This window comes from Corynebacterium sp. HMSC034E11, from assembly GCF_001835905.1.
GTDB lineage: Bacteria > Actinomycetota > Actinomycetes > Mycobacteriales > Mycobacteriaceae > Corynebacterium > Corynebacterium coyleae.
Genome location: NZ_KV826382.1, coordinates 66,890 through 84,287 on the forward strand (window position 1 = coordinate 66,890; position 17,398 = coordinate 84,287).

Annotated in this window: 16 protein-coding genes; 7 read left to right on the plus strand and 9 right to left on the minus strand. The window is 64.1% G+C overall.

The window, feature by feature from the left end; genetic code table 11:
* Positions 1-9 precede the first annotated feature (9 nt).
* The 3 genes from HMPREF2690_RS01155 to glf form a co-directional block, all read right to left on the minus strand.
* On the minus strand, positions 10-1,722 hold the full coding sequence (locus HMPREF2690_RS01155) for an RNA-binding domain-containing protein (protein WP_070453310.1): 1,713 nt from the start codon (positions 1,720-1,722) through the stop codon (positions 10-12).
* Positions 1,723-1,850: 128 nt separating this feature from the next.
* Positions 1,851-2,087, minus strand: a complete 237-nt coding sequence (locus HMPREF2690_RS01160) for a hypothetical protein (RefSeq protein WP_070423337.1) — start codon at positions 2,085-2,087, stop codon at positions 1,851-1,853.
* Between the two features lie 9 nt (positions 2,088-2,096).
* On the minus strand, positions 2,097-3,287 hold the full coding sequence (gene glf / locus HMPREF2690_RS01165) for a UDP-galactopyranose mutase (protein WP_070819925.1): 1,191 nt from the start codon (positions 3,285-3,287) through the stop codon (positions 2,097-2,099).
* 150 nt (positions 3,288-3,437) lie between these two features.
* Here glf and HMPREF2690_RS01170 point away from each other — a divergent pair, with 150 nt between their 5' ends.
* Positions 3,438-5,321, plus strand: a complete 1,884-nt coding sequence (locus HMPREF2690_RS01170; protein WP_246819486.1) for an N-acetylmuramoyl-L-alanine amidase — start codon at positions 3,438-3,440, stop codon at positions 5,319-5,321.
* Positions 5,322-5,339: 18 nt separating this feature from the next.
* Here HMPREF2690_RS01170 and glpK read toward each other — a convergent pair whose 3' ends face one another.
* The gene (glpK, locus tag HMPREF2690_RS01175) at positions 5,340-6,800 is read right to left on the minus strand and encodes a glycerol kinase GlpK (RefSeq protein WP_070819926.1); all 1,461 of its coding nucleotides are present in this window, start codon (positions 6,798-6,800) and stop codon (positions 5,340-5,342) included.
* A gap of 354 nt (positions 6,801-7,154) precedes the next feature.
* On the opposite strand from glpK, the gene HMPREF2690_RS01180 reads away from it, so the two are divergent.
* On the plus strand, positions 7,155-8,036 hold the full coding sequence (locus HMPREF2690_RS01180; RefSeq protein WP_141761159.1) for a hypothetical protein: 882 nt from the start codon (positions 7,155-7,157) through the stop codon (positions 8,034-8,036).
* A 10-nt stretch (positions 8,037-8,046) separates the two neighbouring features.
* Here HMPREF2690_RS01180 and HMPREF2690_RS01185 read toward each other — a convergent pair whose 3' ends face one another.
* Genes HMPREF2690_RS01185 through serS form a run of 3 tightly spaced genes read right to left on the minus strand, consistent with a single transcriptional unit; the run spans position 8,047 to position 10,966 of the window.
* Entirely contained in the window at positions 8,047-8,886 is an 840-nt protein-coding gene (locus HMPREF2690_RS01185; RefSeq protein WP_070819928.1) for a Cof-type HAD-IIB family hydrolase, read from the minus strand.
* Positions 8,883-9,713, minus strand: coding sequence for a lysophospholipid acyltransferase family protein (locus HMPREF2690_RS01190; protein WP_070819929.1), 831 nt, complete (start codon positions 9,711-9,713; stop codon positions 8,883-8,885). Before HMPREF2690_RS01190 ends, HMPREF2690_RS01185 begins: the two co-directional genes overlap by 4 nt.
* Positions 9,713-10,966: a serine--tRNA ligase gene (gene serS, locus HMPREF2690_RS01195; protein ID WP_070819930.1), complete on the minus strand. Its 1,254-nt coding sequence runs from the start codon at positions 10,964-10,966 to the stop codon at positions 9,713-9,715. Before serS ends, HMPREF2690_RS01190 begins: the two co-directional genes overlap by 1 nt.
* Positions 10,967-11,046: 80 nt before the next feature.
* On the opposite strand from serS, the gene HMPREF2690_RS01200 reads away from it, so the two are divergent.
* Genes HMPREF2690_RS01200 through HMPREF2690_RS01210 form a run of 3 tightly spaced genes read left to right on the plus strand, consistent with a single transcriptional unit; the run spans position 11,047 to position 13,238 of the window.
* A complete protein-coding gene (locus HMPREF2690_RS01200; RefSeq protein WP_070819931.1) occupies positions 11,047-11,775 on the plus strand; it encodes a GntR family transcriptional regulator in 729 nt (242 codons plus the stop codon).
* Between the two features lie 9 nt (positions 11,776-11,784).
* A complete protein-coding gene (locus HMPREF2690_RS01205; protein ID WP_070819932.1) occupies positions 11,785-12,888 on the plus strand; it encodes a septum formation family protein in 1,104 nt (367 codons plus the stop codon).
* A gap of 2 nt (positions 12,889-12,890) precedes the next feature.
* Positions 12,891-13,238: a metallopeptidase family protein gene (locus tag HMPREF2690_RS01210; protein ID WP_070568884.1), complete on the plus strand. Its 348-nt coding sequence runs from the start codon at positions 12,891-12,893 to the stop codon at positions 13,236-13,238.
* On the opposite strand, the gene pheA is transcribed toward HMPREF2690_RS01210, so the two are convergent.
* The gene (gene pheA / locus HMPREF2690_RS01215) at positions 13,235-14,059 is read right to left on the minus strand and encodes a prephenate dehydratase (protein WP_070819933.1); all 825 of its coding nucleotides are present in this window, start codon (positions 14,057-14,059) and stop codon (positions 13,235-13,237) included. The two genes, HMPREF2690_RS01210 and pheA, sit on opposite strands and share 4 nt — an antisense overlap.
* Positions 14,056-14,982, minus strand: coding sequence for a DUF2891 family protein (locus tag HMPREF2690_RS01220; protein WP_070819934.1), 927 nt, complete (start codon positions 14,980-14,982; stop codon positions 14,056-14,058). Before HMPREF2690_RS01220 ends, pheA begins: the two co-directional genes overlap by 4 nt.
* A 17-nt stretch (positions 14,983-14,999) precedes the next feature.
* On the opposite strand from HMPREF2690_RS01220, the gene HMPREF2690_RS01225 reads away from it, so the two are divergent.
* Complete coding sequence (locus tag HMPREF2690_RS01225; RefSeq protein WP_070819935.1) at positions 15,000-15,707, plus strand: CPBP family intramembrane glutamic endopeptidase; 708 nt, start codon at positions 15,000-15,002, stop codon at positions 15,705-15,707.
* Positions 15,708-15,738: 31 nt separating this feature from the next.
* Positions 15,739-17,067 carry an LCP family protein gene (locus HMPREF2690_RS01230; RefSeq protein ID WP_083320266.1) on the plus strand — a complete coding sequence of 443 codons (1,329 nt, stop codon included), beginning with the start codon at positions 15,739-15,741 and terminating at the stop codon, positions 17,065-17,067.
* Positions 17,068-17,398: the final 331 nt, after the last annotated feature.

Genomic DNA, 17,398 nt, shown 5'->3' on the forward strand with positions numbered 1-17,398 from the left:
TTGAGTTGTTTATACCGAAACCCAACGGACACTCGGGCCTCGCGTTGGGCTCCCGTCGGCGATTTTCGCTTTCCCTAGGTCCCGAAGGTGGCGAAGGATTCGGCTCACTGATTCACGCTCGACGCCGAGTTCATTCGCAACCTCACGAGCGTTCAGGGACTTCCCCTCGCGCAACTGAGCAACGATCCAGTCCTCGGTAGTCACGGATGCAATCACAGTGGAACCGTTTTCCTCAAACGCCGTCCGTGCTCGAGCAGACAATATCCACTCGGGGGCATCCCGCAAAGGTTCTAGGAAGCCCTGACTTGCGTACCACCCCAAGTATTCTTGGGCCTGCGCTTCCGGGACTTGCATGAGTCGGGCCGCCGTGGACGTCATCAAAATCTGGTTGTTCGCCAGATGACGCGCCACTAAGAGCCCATTTACGCTATTGAATATCGCCTCTCCGAACTCAGCACGCAGCAGGTACAGCGACTTAATAAAAGCCGAATCGACGTTTCCGGCGGGCAACGTGACCTCCACAAACGGTCCATCGGCATTCAGACTAGGCGCTTGTCTACCACTGGCGAGCATGGAGACCCACATGCGATCGAAGCCTCGCGAAGACTCTTCAGCGAGGCCCAACCGCCGCAATGCACCCATCAGAATCGGGTTACGCGGGATCGATTGGGTGGTCAGAATCCTTTCCTCAGGCACGCCGACAGGGAGACCACCAGGAGACCAAACGGTCAGACTGGTCGGAGACTGATCAACAACGATTGCAGTGGTCGCTCCCCAGTCGCGGTGCGCGAATGCGTTGGAAACAATTTCGTCTACAGCAGCCGCAGGAAACGCCGGAATGGGAAACTCTTGCCCGTTCGGGAGTTGCACTCGCGCAATTTCCTGCGACGTGTGAGCCTTAATCAACGCACGAAGCTGTTCTGATGCAGTAATCAACGGTGCGGAGATCTCGGTGACTTTCGGATCGCCACTGGGCACGTCGCGAAGCAAGTGTCGCACGACCGTCCGGTTGCGCAGCGGCTGCATGAAGAGAATTTCTGCCGCAAAGGTCAGCGCGCCATCGGGCGTAAACAATCCCAACTCACTGCAGAGTTCAAGACTCGTCTGGGGTACAGGAGAGTCATCACCCAAGGCATGCTTCCGGTTGGCAAGGAGTGCTTTAGCCTGCTCGATTGCCTTAGGATCGAGATCTTCAGGGCTTCGTCGAGACGCAGTAGCGCTCAGGTCAGGGTTCGAACGGGACAGGTGAATACTGCGACGCTCATCCTCGCCCAGAGGGACGCAGTTTTTCCCGACACGTTTACTGGCTTGGCCTTTGGAACGCTGATACAGCGCCATCCCCCGTGGGATGCGCAATGCAATCAAACGCTTGCCGCAGCGCTCGATTTCAGAAGCTTCGACCTGAATATGAGGCTGCGTCTTGCTGTAAATCTTTTCCACCAACCAGTCGCATGAGCGATCGGTGCCAGTGAACGCAGCAGGGCCTGCCTTCTTGTCATTGACGCCAAGGACGATGTAGGCGACACCGCCGTCGGCGTTGGAGAAACAAATGACCTCGTCGACAAGAAACTCCACAAGCCCCGCATCGGGGTTCTTGTTCATCGGGTGGACAGCAGGATCTTCCTTGAAATCCAGTACCTGGGATTCCCAGCTCCCAGCGCTATCTCCGGCCTCAATTGCCGACAGCGCTTCCTCCACACCCTCAAAACCCGAATCGAGCATGGGCTCAGAATAACAAAAGTTGTTTCAAAGTTGTTTGAAACAACTCCGAAACAACTTACCGCAAAACTCGCCCGAAATCAGCCCATCCGAGCAGGTCAGCATAGTTGTTTGGAGTTGTTTTGGGTTGTTTATAACTCGACCGTCGTGCCGTCGATCACCTTGGACGGCACACCGATCTTGCCGGCGGCGCGCACGTCAGCGAACCCGTCAAGCGAGTCGCGCAGGGTGAGGAAGCGTTTGAGGTTGCGCAGGTTGGTGACGTCGAGAAGTTCGGCGTCGCCGAAGGCCTGCGGGTCTGCCTTAAACTGCGCGATCACGTCGGTGCAGTCGGGGCAGTCGGGGTGAACGAAAATCTCAGCGCTCACAAGTACCTCCTAGTGGCCGCGCGGCTGGGACAGTGGCTCGCCGGACTCGAAGAACGGACGGAGCTGGTTGTCGAACAGGGTCAGTGCAGACGCGATGGCCATGTGCATATCCAGGTACTGGTAGGTACCCAGACGGCCACCGAACAGCACGTTGTGTTGTTCGGATTCTTCCGCGGCGAGTCGTCGATACGCCTCGAGCTTCGCGCGGTCCTCCGGGGTGTTGATTGGGTAGTAGACCTCGTCGTCGCCTTCGGCGAAGCGGGAGTACTCCTTGACAATGACCGTTCGATCAGAGGGGTACTCGGTGCGCTCCGGGTGGAAGTGGCGGAACTCGTGGATGCGGGTGTAGGGGACGTCGGCGTCGTTGTAGTTCATCACCGAGGTGCCCTGGAAGTCGCCGGTGTTCAGCACTTCCTGCTCAAAGTCGAGGGTGCGCCAGCCGAGGTGGCCTTCGGCGTAATCGAAGTACTGGTCGAGCGGACCGGTGTAGACCACCGGTGCGTCGGGGTTTTCGGCGCGGATGTCGTCGCGGACGGTGAACCAGTCGGTGTCGGTGCGGACGTCGATAAGCTCATGCTCCGCCATCTTCTCCAGCCAGGCGGCGTATCCGTCGACGGGGAGGCCTTCGTACTTGTCGTTGAAGTAACGGTTGTTAAAGGTGTAGCGCACTGGCAAGCGGGAGATGATCTCCGGCGGCAGGTCAGTCGGGTCGGTCTGCCACTGCTTGGCGGTGTAGTGCTTCACAAACGCCTCGTAGAGCGGCTTGCCGATCAGGGCGATGCCACGCTCTTCCAGGTTGGTCGCGGCGGCCGGGTCGAGGCCTTCACGCTGCTGTTCGATGAGCTTCTTCGCTTCGTCCGGCGAGTAGTACTTGCCGAAGAACTGATTGATCAGGCCGAGGCCCATGGGGAATTGGTAGGCGGTGCCGTCGTGCATCGCAAACACGCGGTGCTGGTAGTCGGTGAACGAGGTAAAGCGGTTGACGTATTCCCACACGCGCTCGTTCGACGTGTGGAAGAGGTGCGCGCCGTATTTGTGCACCTCGATGCCGGTTTCCGGCTCCTGCTCCGAGTAGGCGTTGCCGCCGATGTGGTTGCGCTTTTCCACCACCAGCACGCGTTTGCCCAGCTCGCTCGCCGCTTGCTCGGCCACGGTAAGGCCGAAGAACCCTGATCCAACAACAATGAGGTCGTATGCCATGCGGTCTATTTTCGCACAGTTGCTTATCGACGACACCACGCCGCGACACGCCACAAAAGCCTCAAGTCTTTCTTGAGACTTTAAATTGCACTACACTGCGTTCCAGTCACAATTGCCACTATTTTCACAAGAAGTGTCAGGAGTTTTACCGTGCAACAACGCCGTAGTCTTCAGGGCGGTGCGGTCCGACCACGCCGGGCCGTAGTCCTGCCTGCCGTGGTGTCCGTTCTCCTCGTGGTGGCTCTCGTCGCTACGCAAGTGTTCAGCGGCAACCGCATCCTCCACGTCCAATCCCTCGGCGCCGGCGCACCCGAGGTGTACACCGCGTCCGAGTCCTTCGCGTCCGGCGCGAACATCACTGTCGACGACGCCGCCATCCGCACCCAAGGCGGCGAAGAAGGCGAAGTACGCCGCGTGGTCAAGGAGTTCACCAACGACCGCGACTTCTCCATCGTCGGCTTGACCTGGACCGGCGACCGCGACATCGCCGCATTCGTCCGCTCCCAGCAGGCCGACGGCACCTGGTCCGAATGGTTCGAAATGGACCCAATCGACCCGCCGAAGGGCAGCGACACGTTCGGCACCGAACCGATCTTCGTGGGCAAAACCAAGCGCGTCCAGGTCTCCACCGGCGGCGTTGACCTTCTCGACGGCGGCCGCACCGACTCCGGCGCACCCACCACCGCCAAGGACCTCCAGGCCGTCTTCCTCGACGGCGGCGAAGGCCAAACCCAAGGCGGCATCAACCCGGTCGCGGACTCCTACACCTGGGGCATGCCCAAGGTGATCACCCGCGCACAGTGGGGTGCAGGGTCCAGCCAGGCCCCGTACTACTCCGAACCAACCACCGCAGCGACCGTGCACCACACCGCCGGCTCCAACAACTACACCGAGGCCCAGGCACCCGGCATCGTCCGCGGCATCTGGAACTACCACGCCCGCACCCTGGGCTGGGGCGACATTGGCTACCACGCGCTGGTGGATAAGTACGGCAACATCTACGAAGGCCGCGCAGGCGGCATGGACCGCGGACCGCAAGGCGCACACGTCGGCGGATTCAACCAAAACACCTGGGGCGTCTCCATGCTTGGCGATTACCAAAGCGCCCAGCCCACCACCGCAGCACTGCGCGCCATGGGCGAAATCATCGGCTGGAAGGCAGCCGTCGCCGACTTCAACCCAATGGGCTACAGCTACCACCAGGCAGAATTCAGCTTCAAGGGCTCCAAGTACTCGGCTGGCCAGGGTGCATCGTTTAGCAACATCAACGCTCACCGTGACTTCCACTACAGCACCTGCCCAGGCGACAACCTGTACTCCAAACTGCCCATGATCCGCGCCACCGCCGCAGCGAAGTACCGCACGCTCAAGGCCGGCAACCGCGCAGGCCTGGGCAACCGCGGCACCGAGTCGACCGCTGTCACCACCACGGCGCAGTCCCCGGCATTGCCAGGCGACACCGGCAATCAGGGCAACACCGGCAACAACGCCACAGGCGTTCTCACCGGCCTGACCTCCGGCGACCCGATCGCCATCGCCACCGCGGCCGGCACCGTCATCGGCGCAATCCTGCTGTTCCTGGCTGCACGCGACATGCTCCCCGGCGTCAGCGAACGCCAGGGGGTGGAGGTCTTCCAGGGCCTCAACCTCGCACAGGTCTCGGAGTTGGCCCAAAAGATTGGCCCGGCCGTCGGCCCCGCACTGAACGCCTTCGGTGCCACCGAGGCCGCCGCCATCTGGACCGCGCTCGAGCCCACCCTGGGCAAACTCATCGCAGGCGTTGGCGGACCGACCGGCCCGGCAATCACCTTCTACTCCAACGGCATCGCCGCGCGTAATGACCAGGGCGAGATCATCGCGCTCGTCGGCAAGATTGCGGAGGCCTGGCTGCAGCAAGGCCTCGACGCAGGCCCACTCGGCATGCCGATCACCCGCGAGTACTACCCGACCAGCGACGTCGTCCGCATCGACTTCGAAGGCGGCAGCATCACCTACAACCCGACCACCAACGCGCTGGACATCACCACGCGCTAGGCCCTCGCAGGCTCGGGCCTAGGCAAGATCTAGACAGCGCTCCACTGCGTCTTCCCACGCGGTGACCAGCCGGTCCCGTTCGGGGCCGGCCATTTCGCTTTCCCAGGTGGTGGAGGTGCCGAGCGACAAGGGTTCGTCGATAAGCGAAATGCCCATCGCAGCCGCCGACGCCGCCCCCATCACGGTCGTCTCCGTGTTCGCGGGCCGCTCCACCGTCACGCCGAGGATGTCGGCCTGCATCTGCATCAACAGGTTGTTCTCCGTCATGCCGCCATCGACCTTCAGCGTCGTCGGGTCGCCGCCCATCGCACACACCACCTCACGCGCCTGCAAGCATGTCGCCTCCAGCGCAGCGCGAGCAATGTGCCGCTTATCGACGAACCGCGTCAACCCCACAATCACACCCCGCGCATCCGGACGCCACCGCGGCGCGAACAGGCCGGAAAACGCAGGCACGATCACCACTCCCCCACTGTCCTCGACCTGCTCCGCGAGGGTTTCCGATTCAGCGGCGGTGCTCAGGATGCCAAGCTGGTCGCGCAGCCACTGAATCAACGACCCACCCACGGCCACCGAACCCTCCTGGGCGTACACCGGCGGCTGGCCCTGCACCTGGTAGGCGACGGTGGTGAGCAGGCCACGGTCGCTAAACTTCGGCTCGGCACCCGTGTTGAGCAGCATGAACAGGCCGGTGCCGTACGTCATCTTCGCGTCGTTCTCATGCAGGCCGCCTTGGCCGAACAGTGCGGCCTGCTGGTCGCCGAGCACGCCCGTGATCGGCACGCCCGCCAGCGGACCCCGCGGACGGATCTTGCCAAAGTTGCCCACAGACGGCCGGATCTCGGGAAGGATTCGGGGTGGGATGCGGAGGTCGTCGCAAAGCTGCTCGTCCCAATCGAGGGTCTCCAAATCCATGAGCAACGTGCGCGACGCATTGGTCACATCCGTCAGATGCAACGCCTTGTCCTTGTCCTTCGCCCCGCCCGTGAGGTTCCAGATCAGCCACGTATCCATCGTGCCCGCCAGGAGTTCGCCCTTTTCGGCGCGCTCGCGAGCGCCTTCGACATTGTCCAGAATCCACGCCCACTTCGGCGCCGCAGGATACGAATTGTGCAAAAGCCCGGTCTTACTCAGGTACTTCGTGGCGTCCCCGTCGTGGTTCGTGCGGGTGTCCTGCCACACGATCGCGTTGTAGATCGGCTTGCCGGTTGCTTTGTCCCAAATCACGGCAGTCTCGCGCTGGTTGGTCAGCCCGAGAGCGTAAATGTCCTGCTCAGCGATGTCCTTGTCAGCAAGTGCTTCGCTGAGCGCCCGGCGTGTGTTACGCCAGATCTCCATCGGGTCGTGCTCCACCCACCCCTTGCGCGGCATGATCTGCTCGTGCTCAAACTGCGCCTGGGTGATGACCTTCCCGTCCGTGCGCGTGATGCACACACGTGTCGACGTCGTACCCTGGTCAATCGCCGCAATCAAAGCCATGCGCGTGATTCTACGGTGGGCGGTGGTGCCCGTTGGGTTGTTGTGGCGCTTTCTGGCTCGTTTCCGGTGCTTTCCTGGCGCTTTCTGACTCGTTTCCACTGCTTATCGTCTAGTTTCCGCTGATCGTCTAGCTGCATTTTTGTCGAACCAGACGATCAGCTAATTACTGAAAACCGTGTTCATCATCACCTGGGGAAATACCCGGTCCTCCCCGAGGCCGTCTAGCTGGATTCAAGGCGGAGCTAGACGATGAGCCGAACTAGACGATCAGCGCGCCCCGGTTCCCTCAAAATGCACAATATATTGCGCAAAGACCCCCTTTACAGCGCAGCAGTCGGGTGCAATATTGCCTACATGGGGGATTTACAGAAGAAACGCGAAGCAGAACTCGAACTCATTCAAGACGTCGCAGCAAAGTCCAAATCTGCAGTGATCACAGGTCCAGCCGCGGCCAGGTGGCTAGGACTCTCGACATACAACTGGGTCACCACAGTCGACCTCGCACTACCAGGAGAAACGAGGCCGTGGAAGCGCGGCGATGCCCATCGCATTTACAGAAGTGGAATCCTCGCTGAGCAGGAGTACCTCGTACACAAGGGGGTTCGCACGGCGACGGCGATCAGGGCGATGTTCGACTCGTTCAGGTACCACGGGCGCACTGAAGCGCTGGTGCAGATCGAGTCGGCGAGGTGGAAGCACCGCCACCTGACCACGGAATACCTGCTGGATAAAACGGAAACGCTGCCGAAAGCACGCGGAATCGCTGGGTTCCGGAAACTCATCGAACACGCGACGGATACGTCAGCGAGTGTGTTGGAGACGATTGTGCGCGACGCAATCCTGCGTGCGATCGCAGACGGAACGCTTTCCGGGGTGGTCACGCTCGAGTTCCAGGTTGGCCTGCGGATTCGGGAACGTGACGGCCGCCCGATGATGGCCTGGGCGGACATACTGATCAACGGGTTTCTCGTTGTGGAGGCAGACGGTCTCGAGAAGACGAGCGGGGTAATGGGAGATGCAGCGAGCATGCTTCGCGACGAACGCGAGCGCGAAACCCAGCTTCAAAACCAGGGCGCAGTTGTCAGGCGGGTGAGGTGGGACCGTGCAACGTCCACCGAGTTCATCGCGTCGCTGCAGACTGTGATCGACAGCAGCCCCGGCGTGAGAGAGTTGCCGAATCGGGTGGACGTGAACTATCGCGACTGGTTGGAGGAGTTAGAACAACGCGCGGCATAACAGAACAGCCCTAGTACCAGCGCTCGAGGACTGCGGCGACGCCGTGTTCGTCGTTGGTGTTGGTGACGTGGTCGGCGGCGTCTTTGAGTTCGGGTTTGGCGTTAGCCATGGCCACGCCGGTGCCCGCCCACTGGAGCATCTCCAGGTCGTTGGGCATGTCGCCGAACGCGATTGTCTCGGCGGCGGTAAGCCCGTAGCGGTCGGCGAGGTATTGGGCGCCGGTGGCTTTGTTGGCGCCGGGTCGGGAGATTTCGATGAGGCCTTCGTCCATGGAGTAGGTGACGTGGGCGGTGGTGTCGTCGATAAGCGGTGCGATGATGTCGTACATCTCCGCGGAGGTCATGTCGGGGCAGCGGACCAGCAGTTTCGCGGCGGGCACTTCGATGAGCGTTTGCTTATCGACGACACCAAACCGACTATCCCACGCATCCGGGTTGTACTCCGGCGTGATCAGGAAGCATTCGTCCTCCGGGTCGAGGGCTGAGGAGCCGACGCGTTCGACGCCGTAGCCGTGGTAAACGCCAGCAAGTGCGCGTTCGACGTCGTGGAGGATTTCGCCCATGGTGTCGGGGGTGAGTTCGTGGGTGTGGAGGACGCGGTCCTCGGTGGGGTCGTAGACCACTGCGCCGTTGGCGCACACGCACACGGGTGCCACCGGGAGCTGCTCGAGCACCGGGATGAGCCAGCGGTGGGGTCGGCCGGTGGCCAGGCCGAAGTGAGCGCCGCTGGAAATCGCACGGGACACCACGTTGCGCAGGCGCGGGGTGACGCGACCGGCGGAGGTGATGAAGGTGCCGTCAATGTCAGAGATGATCAGGCGGGGTGCGGTGTCCGGCAGCGAGGTGGTCATGGTTTCCGGCCCTTCTTCGCGGCTTTCTCGGCGCGTTCCTCGGCGTGGATCCGGTCGGCCTCCTCAATAGTGGGTGCGGTGCCGCCGAGGGCGGCGGGCAGCCAGGGCTCACCTGTGCCGGGGCCGGCGAGTGCGGTGTATTCGGTGCGGGATTCGTCGAGAAGCAACTGCATCTGGCGCTTGAGTTCCGCAATGTCGGTCTCGGCGTCCCCGGTGAGTTCGACGGGTGCGCCGTAGCGGACGATGACCGGCACGTTGCGGAAGTGTTTCGGCAGGTCCTTGGTCCAAATACGTTGGGAGCCCCAGATCACGCACGGGATGAGCGGCACCCCGGCTTGGTGTGCGATGCGCGCGGCCCCGGTCTTGAAACTGGCAAGTTCGAACGAGCGGGAGATGGTCGCTTCCGGGAAGATGCCGACCAAGTTGCCGCTGCGAAGTCGCTCCACGGCGGGCGCGATGGCGGTGCTGCCGTGGGCGCGGTTGACCGGCACGTGATGCATCTTACGCAGCAGGCGTCCGAGGACGGGTACGTCGAAGACTTCCTGTTTGGCCATGAAGCGCACGAGGCGCTCGCCGCGCAGGTAGGGGCCGGTGCCCATGAGGATGAAGTCGGCGTAACCGGTGTGGTTACCGGCGATAAGCGCGCCGCCCTCGGTGGGGACGTGTTCGGCGCCGATGACGGTGACGTCGATGTTCAACGCCCGCATCACGCGCCGTAGCGTACCCACGAGCCCCTGGTAGAAGCGCTCCACCGCCTCCTCACGGTGGGCTGGGCTTTCAGTAAAGCGTTGCGGGACGTTGAATCCACGGTAGGCGCGCAGTTTCATTAGGGCGTGAGCACTTCCTTGCCAACCCACGGACGCAGCGCCTCAGGCACGCGCACGGAACCGTCGGCCTGCTGGTTGTTCTCCAGGATGGCGACGAGCCAGCGGGTGGTGGCCAGGGTGCCGTTGAGGGTTGCGGCGATCTGGGTCTTGCCGTCGGCGTCGCGGTAGCGCGTCTGCAGACGACGAGCCTGGAAGGTGGTGCAGTTCGAGGTAGACGTCAGTTCGCGGTAGGTGTTTTGCGACGGCACCCACGCTTCCGTATCAAACTTGCGGGCTGCAGAGGAGCCCAGGTCGCCGGCGGCGACGTCGATGATGCGGTACGGCACCTCAACGGCGGCGAGCATGTCGCGCTCCAGGCCGAGAAGCTTCTGGTGCATCTCCTCTGCGTCTTCCGGCTTGCAGTACGCAAACATTTCGAGTTTGTCGAACTGGTGGACGCGCAGAATGCCCTTCGTGTCCTTGCCGTAGGAGCCGGCCTCGCGGCGGAAGCAGGAGGACCAGCCGGCGTAGAGCAGCGGGCCGTCGGACAGGTCGATGATCTCGTCCTGGTGCAGGCCGGCAAGCGCGACCTCGGAGGTGCCGACGAGGTACATATCGTCGCGCTCCAGGTAGTAAATCTCCTCGTCGTGCGCGTCGAGGAAGCCCGTGCCCTGCATGATGTCGGGACGTACCAGCACCGGCGGAATCATGAGCTTGAAGCCAGCCTCGCGGGCCTTCTGCGCGGCGAGCATGAGCATGCCCAGCTGCATCCAGGCGCCGTCACCGGTGAGGTAGTAGAAACGCGCGCCGCCGACCTTGGTGCCGCGCTTCATGTCGATCAGGCCGAGCGGCTCGGCGAGGTCCAGGGGGTCCTTGACCTCAAAGTCGAACTCGGGGACCTCACCGACGTGCTCGAGGACCACGAAGTCCTCTTCGCCGCCAGCCGGGGCGCCCTCGATGACGTTGGCGATGGAGTACTGCAGTTTCTCCAGCTTCTCCTGCGCCTCGGCTTCCGCAGCTTCGGCTTCCTTCACGCGGGCCTTCAACTCGTTAGAGCCTTCCAGCAGTGCCGGGCGGTCCTCCGGGGCTGCCTGGCCAATCTTTTTACCGAACGCTTTCTGCTCGGCGCGCAGCTCATCTGCTGCTTGGATCGCAGAGCGTCGGGCTTCGTCGGCGGCCAATAGCTCGTCGACAAGCGCTGGGTCCTCTCCGCGAGCTCGCTGGGACTCGCGGACTGCCTCGGGGTTTTCGCGCACACGCTTCAGATCAATCACAGTTGCATACCTTACCTTGTTCCCCGACGCGCGTACGCCGATCCGCTATCCGGTCATAACCAGTGCGCTATGGTGGCCTTATGCCCACCCGCATCACTGACGGCCCCGTGCCCAAGCATGAGCAGCTGCGCGCGATTATCGACGAGCTGATCTCCACCGAGCTCTCCCCCGGCGACCCCCTGCCTGGCGAGCGGGCATTAGAAGAGGCCTACGGCGTGTCCCGCATCACGGTGCGCCGCGCGATCGGGGACCTCGTTGCTGCGGGCCGTTTGCGCAGGGTGCGGGGCAAAGGCACGTTTGTGGCGCCTGCCCCGCTGGTGAGCCGTCTGCACCTGGCGAGTTTTTCGGACGAGATGCGGGCGCAGCGGGTGGAGGCTTCGTCGAGAATTTTGCTCTCTGAGCGCACGACCCCGCCGGACGCGGTGGCGACGTTCTTCGGCACCCCGCCGACCACTGAGCACATCCGCCTGCGGCGCCTCAGGCTTGGCGACGGCGAACCGTACGCCGTCGACGACGCCTGGTACAACTCCATCCTCGTACCTGACCTGCTGGAAAACGACGTCTACCACTCCGTGTACACCCTGCTGGAGAACGAATACGGGCTGGGCATCACGGAAGCGGAGCAGACCGTCACCGCGGTCACGGCCGGCCCCGACAACGCACCGCTTCTCGACGTCACCCCGGACACCGCCCTGCTCCACATCCTGCGCTACGCCCGAAGTGGCGGCAGCAACGTGGAGTATTGCTCCTCGGTGTACCGCACGGACCGCTACCGGCTGACTACACGGGTCGCCCGCGAAGTGGAATAATGGTGCGCCATGGCTTCGAAACAGACCGCGCTGCGCGCCTTCCTCATCGCCACCCTGGCGGGCACGGTGGGCGCTGGCACCTACGGACTGACCGCCGATAGTTCCGGCTCCGCGAACCCGGCGGGCGGCTCGTCTACCTCGAGTTCTGTTGCGGAGGCGGCGTCGTTCACCACCGCCGACGCCGGCTCGTGTTTGACGTGGCAGGTTGCCGAAGATGGCACCCATACCAACTTTGAGCAGGCGGATTGCGCCGGCGAGCACCGCTTCGAGGTTGCCGCGCGCGAGGACCTGGCCACCTACCCCACCTCCGAGTTCGGGCCCGAGGCGCCGCTGCCAAACCAGACCCGCCAGGCGCAACTGCGCGAGGAACTCTGTGGCGCTGCAACCCTGCGCTACCTGGACGGCAAGTACGACCCGAACGGACGTTTCTCCATCGCTCCGATCCTGCCGCCGGCCGACGCGTGGCAAAACGGGGACCGCACCATGCTGTGTGGCCTGCAGGAAACCGACAGCAACGGCGAGCCGGTGCTGACCTCCGGCCGGGTTGCGGATGCGGACCAGGCCCGCGTGTTCGAGGCCGGCGAGTGCGTGGCCATCGACGCCGCAAACTCCCTGTCCGTGGTGCCGTGCGGCGAGCCGCACCAGTTGGAGATCACCAGCCGCGTCAACCTGGCCAAGCACTTCGCGGATCACACCCCGTCGGTCGAGGAGCAGGACAAATTCCTCGGCGACGTGTGCACTCAGGCCGCGCAGGATTACCTGGGCAGCGAGGAGGCGCTCTACCAGATTGCGCTGCGCCCGTTCTGGACCTCGCAAACCGCCGCCGCTTGGGAGGGCGGTTCCCGCAGCGCCAACTGCGCGTTGATGTTCTCGCGCCCGGAGGGCCAGTTTGCCAACCTCACCGGGTCTGCGACGCAGGGCCGCGAGCATTTGCTTATCGACGACGCCCCGCCACCCGCACGCCCCGAACGCCGCCCGTTGCGCTCTGAGCAGCAGGCAAACCAGTCGCAGGCCCCGGCACCTGCGCCTTCGCCTGCGCCGGAAGCGCCTGCCCCCGAAGCGCCTGCCCCCGAAGCGCCTGCGCCTGCACCTGAGGCTCCGGTGCAGTTCTGATGATGGCCCCGGTCAGCGACGAACTGTTCGAGGAGATGATCAACGACGCGTTGGACACCATCCCGGACCGCTTCGCCGAGCACATGCAGAACATGGTGATTTTGGCCCGCGACTTCAACCCCGACGACCCCACACTGTTGGGCCTGTTCGAGGGCGTGCCGCTGACCGAGCAGCACTCCAACCATTCCGGGTTCCTTCCCGATGCGGTGTTTATTTACAAAAACGCGCTCGAGGCCATCTGCGCCGACGAGGAGCAGTTGCGCCACGAGGTGAAGGTGACTGTCCTGCACGAGGTCGGCCACTACTTCGGGTTAGAGGAGCACGAGCTGCACGCGCTCGGCTGGGGCTAGGCCTTCGGCCAGCTCCCGAGCATGCGTATCTGCGTCGCCTGCTCCCCCACGGCGGCAATTGCCTGGGCGATGGGGTCGTCGTCAATGTGGCCCACCAGATCGACGAAGAAGTTGTAGGTGTTGGGCTCTTTGCGGGTCGGGCGCGACTCGATGCGCGACATGTCCACCCCGCGCACCGCGAATTCCTGCAGCGCGCCGACCAGCGTGCCGGGCTTGTTGGGGGTGCGGAAGACGATGGCGGTGCGGTCGTTGCCTGTTGCGGCAGGTACCTTGCCTTGCTTACCGACGAGCACAAACCGAGTCCGCGCCGTCTCCATATCCGCCACCCCACGAGCGTGGACGTCCAGGCCCAACAGGTCCGCAGCGCGCTCGGGCGCGGCCGCCACGTCCGCCTCGCCGTCCGCGACCATCTTCGCCGCGGCCGCGTTCGAGGACGCCGGGACGAACTCCACGCCCGGCGCGTGCTCACCAACCCAGCGTTTGACCTGGCTGTACGCCACCGGATGGGTGGCCAAGCGGCGGGCGCTGCCCAGTGTTTCGCCCGCGCGTGTCATGATGGCGAACGCGATGGACAGTTCCGTCTCGGCGTAGATCTGCACGCCGGGGGTGTCGACGAGCGCGTCGGCGGTGGTGGTCACCGCACCGTCGACGGAGTTCTCAATCGCGCACACCGCCCAATCGGTCTTGCTTTCCGCGACTGCTTTAAGCGCCGCCGCCGGGGAGTCGACTGGGACGAACTCGGCTTGGCCTGTGGAGTCGAAGCGGCGCGCCGCCTCCTCGGTGAAGGTGCCCTCGGGTCCGAGATACGCAATTCGTGTCATTTCTTCTCCTGTGCTGTTTCTTCAGCGAGTAGCGCGTAGGTGATCAGCCAGTGTGTGGCCATGAAGTTGGTGCCGGTGAGGTGGGGCACGGTGGTGTCGATAAGCATCTGCGTGCCCTCTGGCTTACCGATGGCCCGCAGCAACCACGCCCGCGTCAACATCAACCCGAGCAGGTGGGCCTGCTGGCCGTCGTCGGGGTCGTTGACATGGATCGGGGTGGCGTAGAACTCCAGCGCGCCCGGGGTGAAGAAGCCGTCCAGCCAGGCGGGGAAATCCTCGCCGAGCACGCGCTGCATCAGAGCCGCCTGCGCCAGCCCGTTGGGGACGAAGTCGTGGCCGGACAGTTCCCAGGTGTGTGGGTAGGCGTGGTCGTTTTCGAACCAGGTGCGGGCGGTGTCGTCGCAAAGCAAGCGGAGCTTGTGGAGGCCGAGTGTGTCGGCGGCGTCGATGATCAGCAGCAGCGCGAGCGCGGAGTTGCTGTGCACGCCGTGGCGCACCGGCAACTGCTGCGTGCCCAGCCACGCGGTGATGTTCCCCTCCAGTTGGCGGGCCAGCGGCGCCATCGCGGCCTCCCATGGGGTGCCTTGGGTGACCTTGCACAACTGCAGCGCCCACGCCCAGCCATACGGCCGCTCGTACAGCGGGTGCTCGCGCAGGTAGACCGCCTCGGCGGCGATGTTGTCGGCGGTCAGGCGCTGGTTGAGCAGGTCGGTGAGCGAGGGGTCGTCGACTAGCTTGTGCAACTTCACCCCGCTGGCCAGCATGTGCACGCACGAATGCCAGTCGAAAGACCCCCAAAACGCCGGGTGCAGGCGGCGCGGGGTGACATCCGTGTCGGCCGGCCCGAGGCTCGCGTGGTGCATCGCCGCCGGATACTCCCGGCCGACGACCTCGACGACGGTGCGCGCCCACATTTCGTGCATGGCGCTAAAGTTACCGCATGCAACGGCGTCTGAAGATAGAGATCCTGCTGGTCCTCGCCGTCACATTCGGCACCGCGGGCCTGCGCGCAGCCCTGCGCCTCATCGACTCGCTACTCAAAGCCCCGCTCAGCGAACAAACCACCACGATTTACGACGCCACCTCCACCATCCCGTGGCTCGACCTCGCCCTCCAGGCATGCTCGGCGTTGACCCTGTTCGCGTGGGGTGGGCTCGCATGGTTTCTTCTCGACGACCGAGCGCAACCACCCCGCCTACCCCGCCTCCCCGACCTCGCCCGCGGTGTCGGATTCGCCGCCCTGATCGGCCTGCCCGGGCTCGCGTTCTACGTCACCGCCGTGCACCTCGGCCTGTCCAAAGTTGTCGTACCGACCACCGAGGCCGTGCAGATCCCGACCTCCCTGCTGTGGTCGTTGGCCAACGGCTTCGGCGAAGAGGTCGTCGTGGTGATGTACCTGGTCACCCGCCTGCGCCAACTCGGCTGGAAGCCCTGGCAGTTCATCGCCGCTTCCGCCGTGCTGCGCGGGTCCTACCACCTGTATCAGGGCATCTCGGCGGGCCTGGGCAACATCGTCATGGGTGTGGTGTTCGCCTGGTACTTCCACAAAACCGGTCGCATCTGGCCGCTGATCATCGCCCACTTCCTCATCGACGCCGTGGCGTTTATCGCCTACCCACTCCTCGACCTGTCGTGGCTCGGAATCTAACCACACGCGTCACACTGGTTACACTGTTTTTATGTCAACGACGCCCCACTCCAACGACCCCCGCGACAACGCGGGCGAGTTCGTCCTGGGCAAAGACGGAAAACCCATCGTCGACCGCTACGGCCGGCCCGTCCGCCGCCGGCCCTCACAGACCGCACGGCCTGCGGATTCCCATACGGAGCGGCCCGCACGTTCCGCCGAGCGACCCCCGCGCCGCGACGAGTGGCGCCGGGAAGAACGCCGCGTCGAACCCGGCCACACCGTGTTCGAGCCACGCCCCGCCTACGAGCCACGCCGCGCGCCCCAGTACCCTCCGCGCGAGCCTGCCCGTCCGGCGCAGTACCGGCCCGGACAGCGCCCAGCGCAGGGCCAGTACAGGCCCGCGCAGCGTCAGGCACCCCGTGATGAACGGCCGATGCCGCTGCAGGTGTCGAAGAGGCGGCAGGGGTCGGCGGGGCGTCGTCGTCAAGCAAAACGCCCTGGATGCGGCAGCATCATCGCCCTCATCGTCGTGATCGCGCTCGCGTCCGTCCTCCTTACCGACGCCCGCCTCAACCGCGTCGCCGCACTCCCCGATGAACAAATCGCGGGTACCGCCGGCACCAACTGGCTCCTCGTCGGCTCCGACTCGCGCACCGGCTTGAGCGAACAGGACGTCGAACGGCTCGGCACCGGCGGCGACATCGGCTCCACACGCACCGACACCATCATGCTGCTCCACCTGCCGCTGCACGGCAAAGCAACCCTGATGTCTATCCCGCGCGACTCCTACCTGCCAGTTCCCGGATACGGCTACGACAAGATCAACGCCGCGTTCGCCCTCGGCGGGCCCGAACTTCTGGTGCAGACCGTGGAGCAAAACACCGGGCTACACATCGACCGCTACGCTGAAATCGGTATGGGCGGCATCGCCGGAGTTGTCGACGCCGTCGGAGGCGTGGAAATCTGCGTCGCCGAACCTATCGACGACCCCCTCGCCAACCTGTTCGTCGAGCCCGGCTGCCAAAAGATGGACGGCCCCACCGCACTCGGCTACGTACGCACCCGCGCCACCGCCCAAGGCGACCTCGACCGCGTCGTCCGCCAACGCGAATTCCTCAGCGCACTGACCTCACGAGTGTTCTCACCTGCGGTGTTCCTCAACCCGTTCCGCGTCGGGCGCCTGCTGTGGGTCGCGCCAACCCTGCTCACCGTCGGTTCCGGCGACCACGTTTGGAACCTCGCCCGCATCGCCTTCGCTATGCGCGGCGGCCTTGACACCGAGACCGTGCCCATCGGCGGCTTCGACGACACCGAAGTGGGCAACGTGGTGCTCTGGGACGACGAGGCAGCCGAAGCCCTGTTCGCCCGGCTGCGGTAGCGGCTGGTTGGCGGCCGGTTGGCGGGTGGGCCGGCTGCGCCTCCTTTCCCCCGCCCCCGCCCCTCCCACACATGGTGAGAACACAACGGTGAAGACGCGTAAAAACTCGCAAGCTCTCCGTTGCGTTCTCACCATCTGTGGCGGTGGGGTCGGTGGGGGGCGTCGCAAAGCTAAACGGCGCCTCCTACACGGTGCATTTCGTCGAAAATCAGCGAAATGAGCTGTGTTGGATGTACCGTTTGGGACCGGCACCCAACCGAACCACCCCGCCACGCACGAAAAAGCCGGCCGCCGGGCGCAAACCCGGGGACCGGCTTAGAGCAGTAAGCGC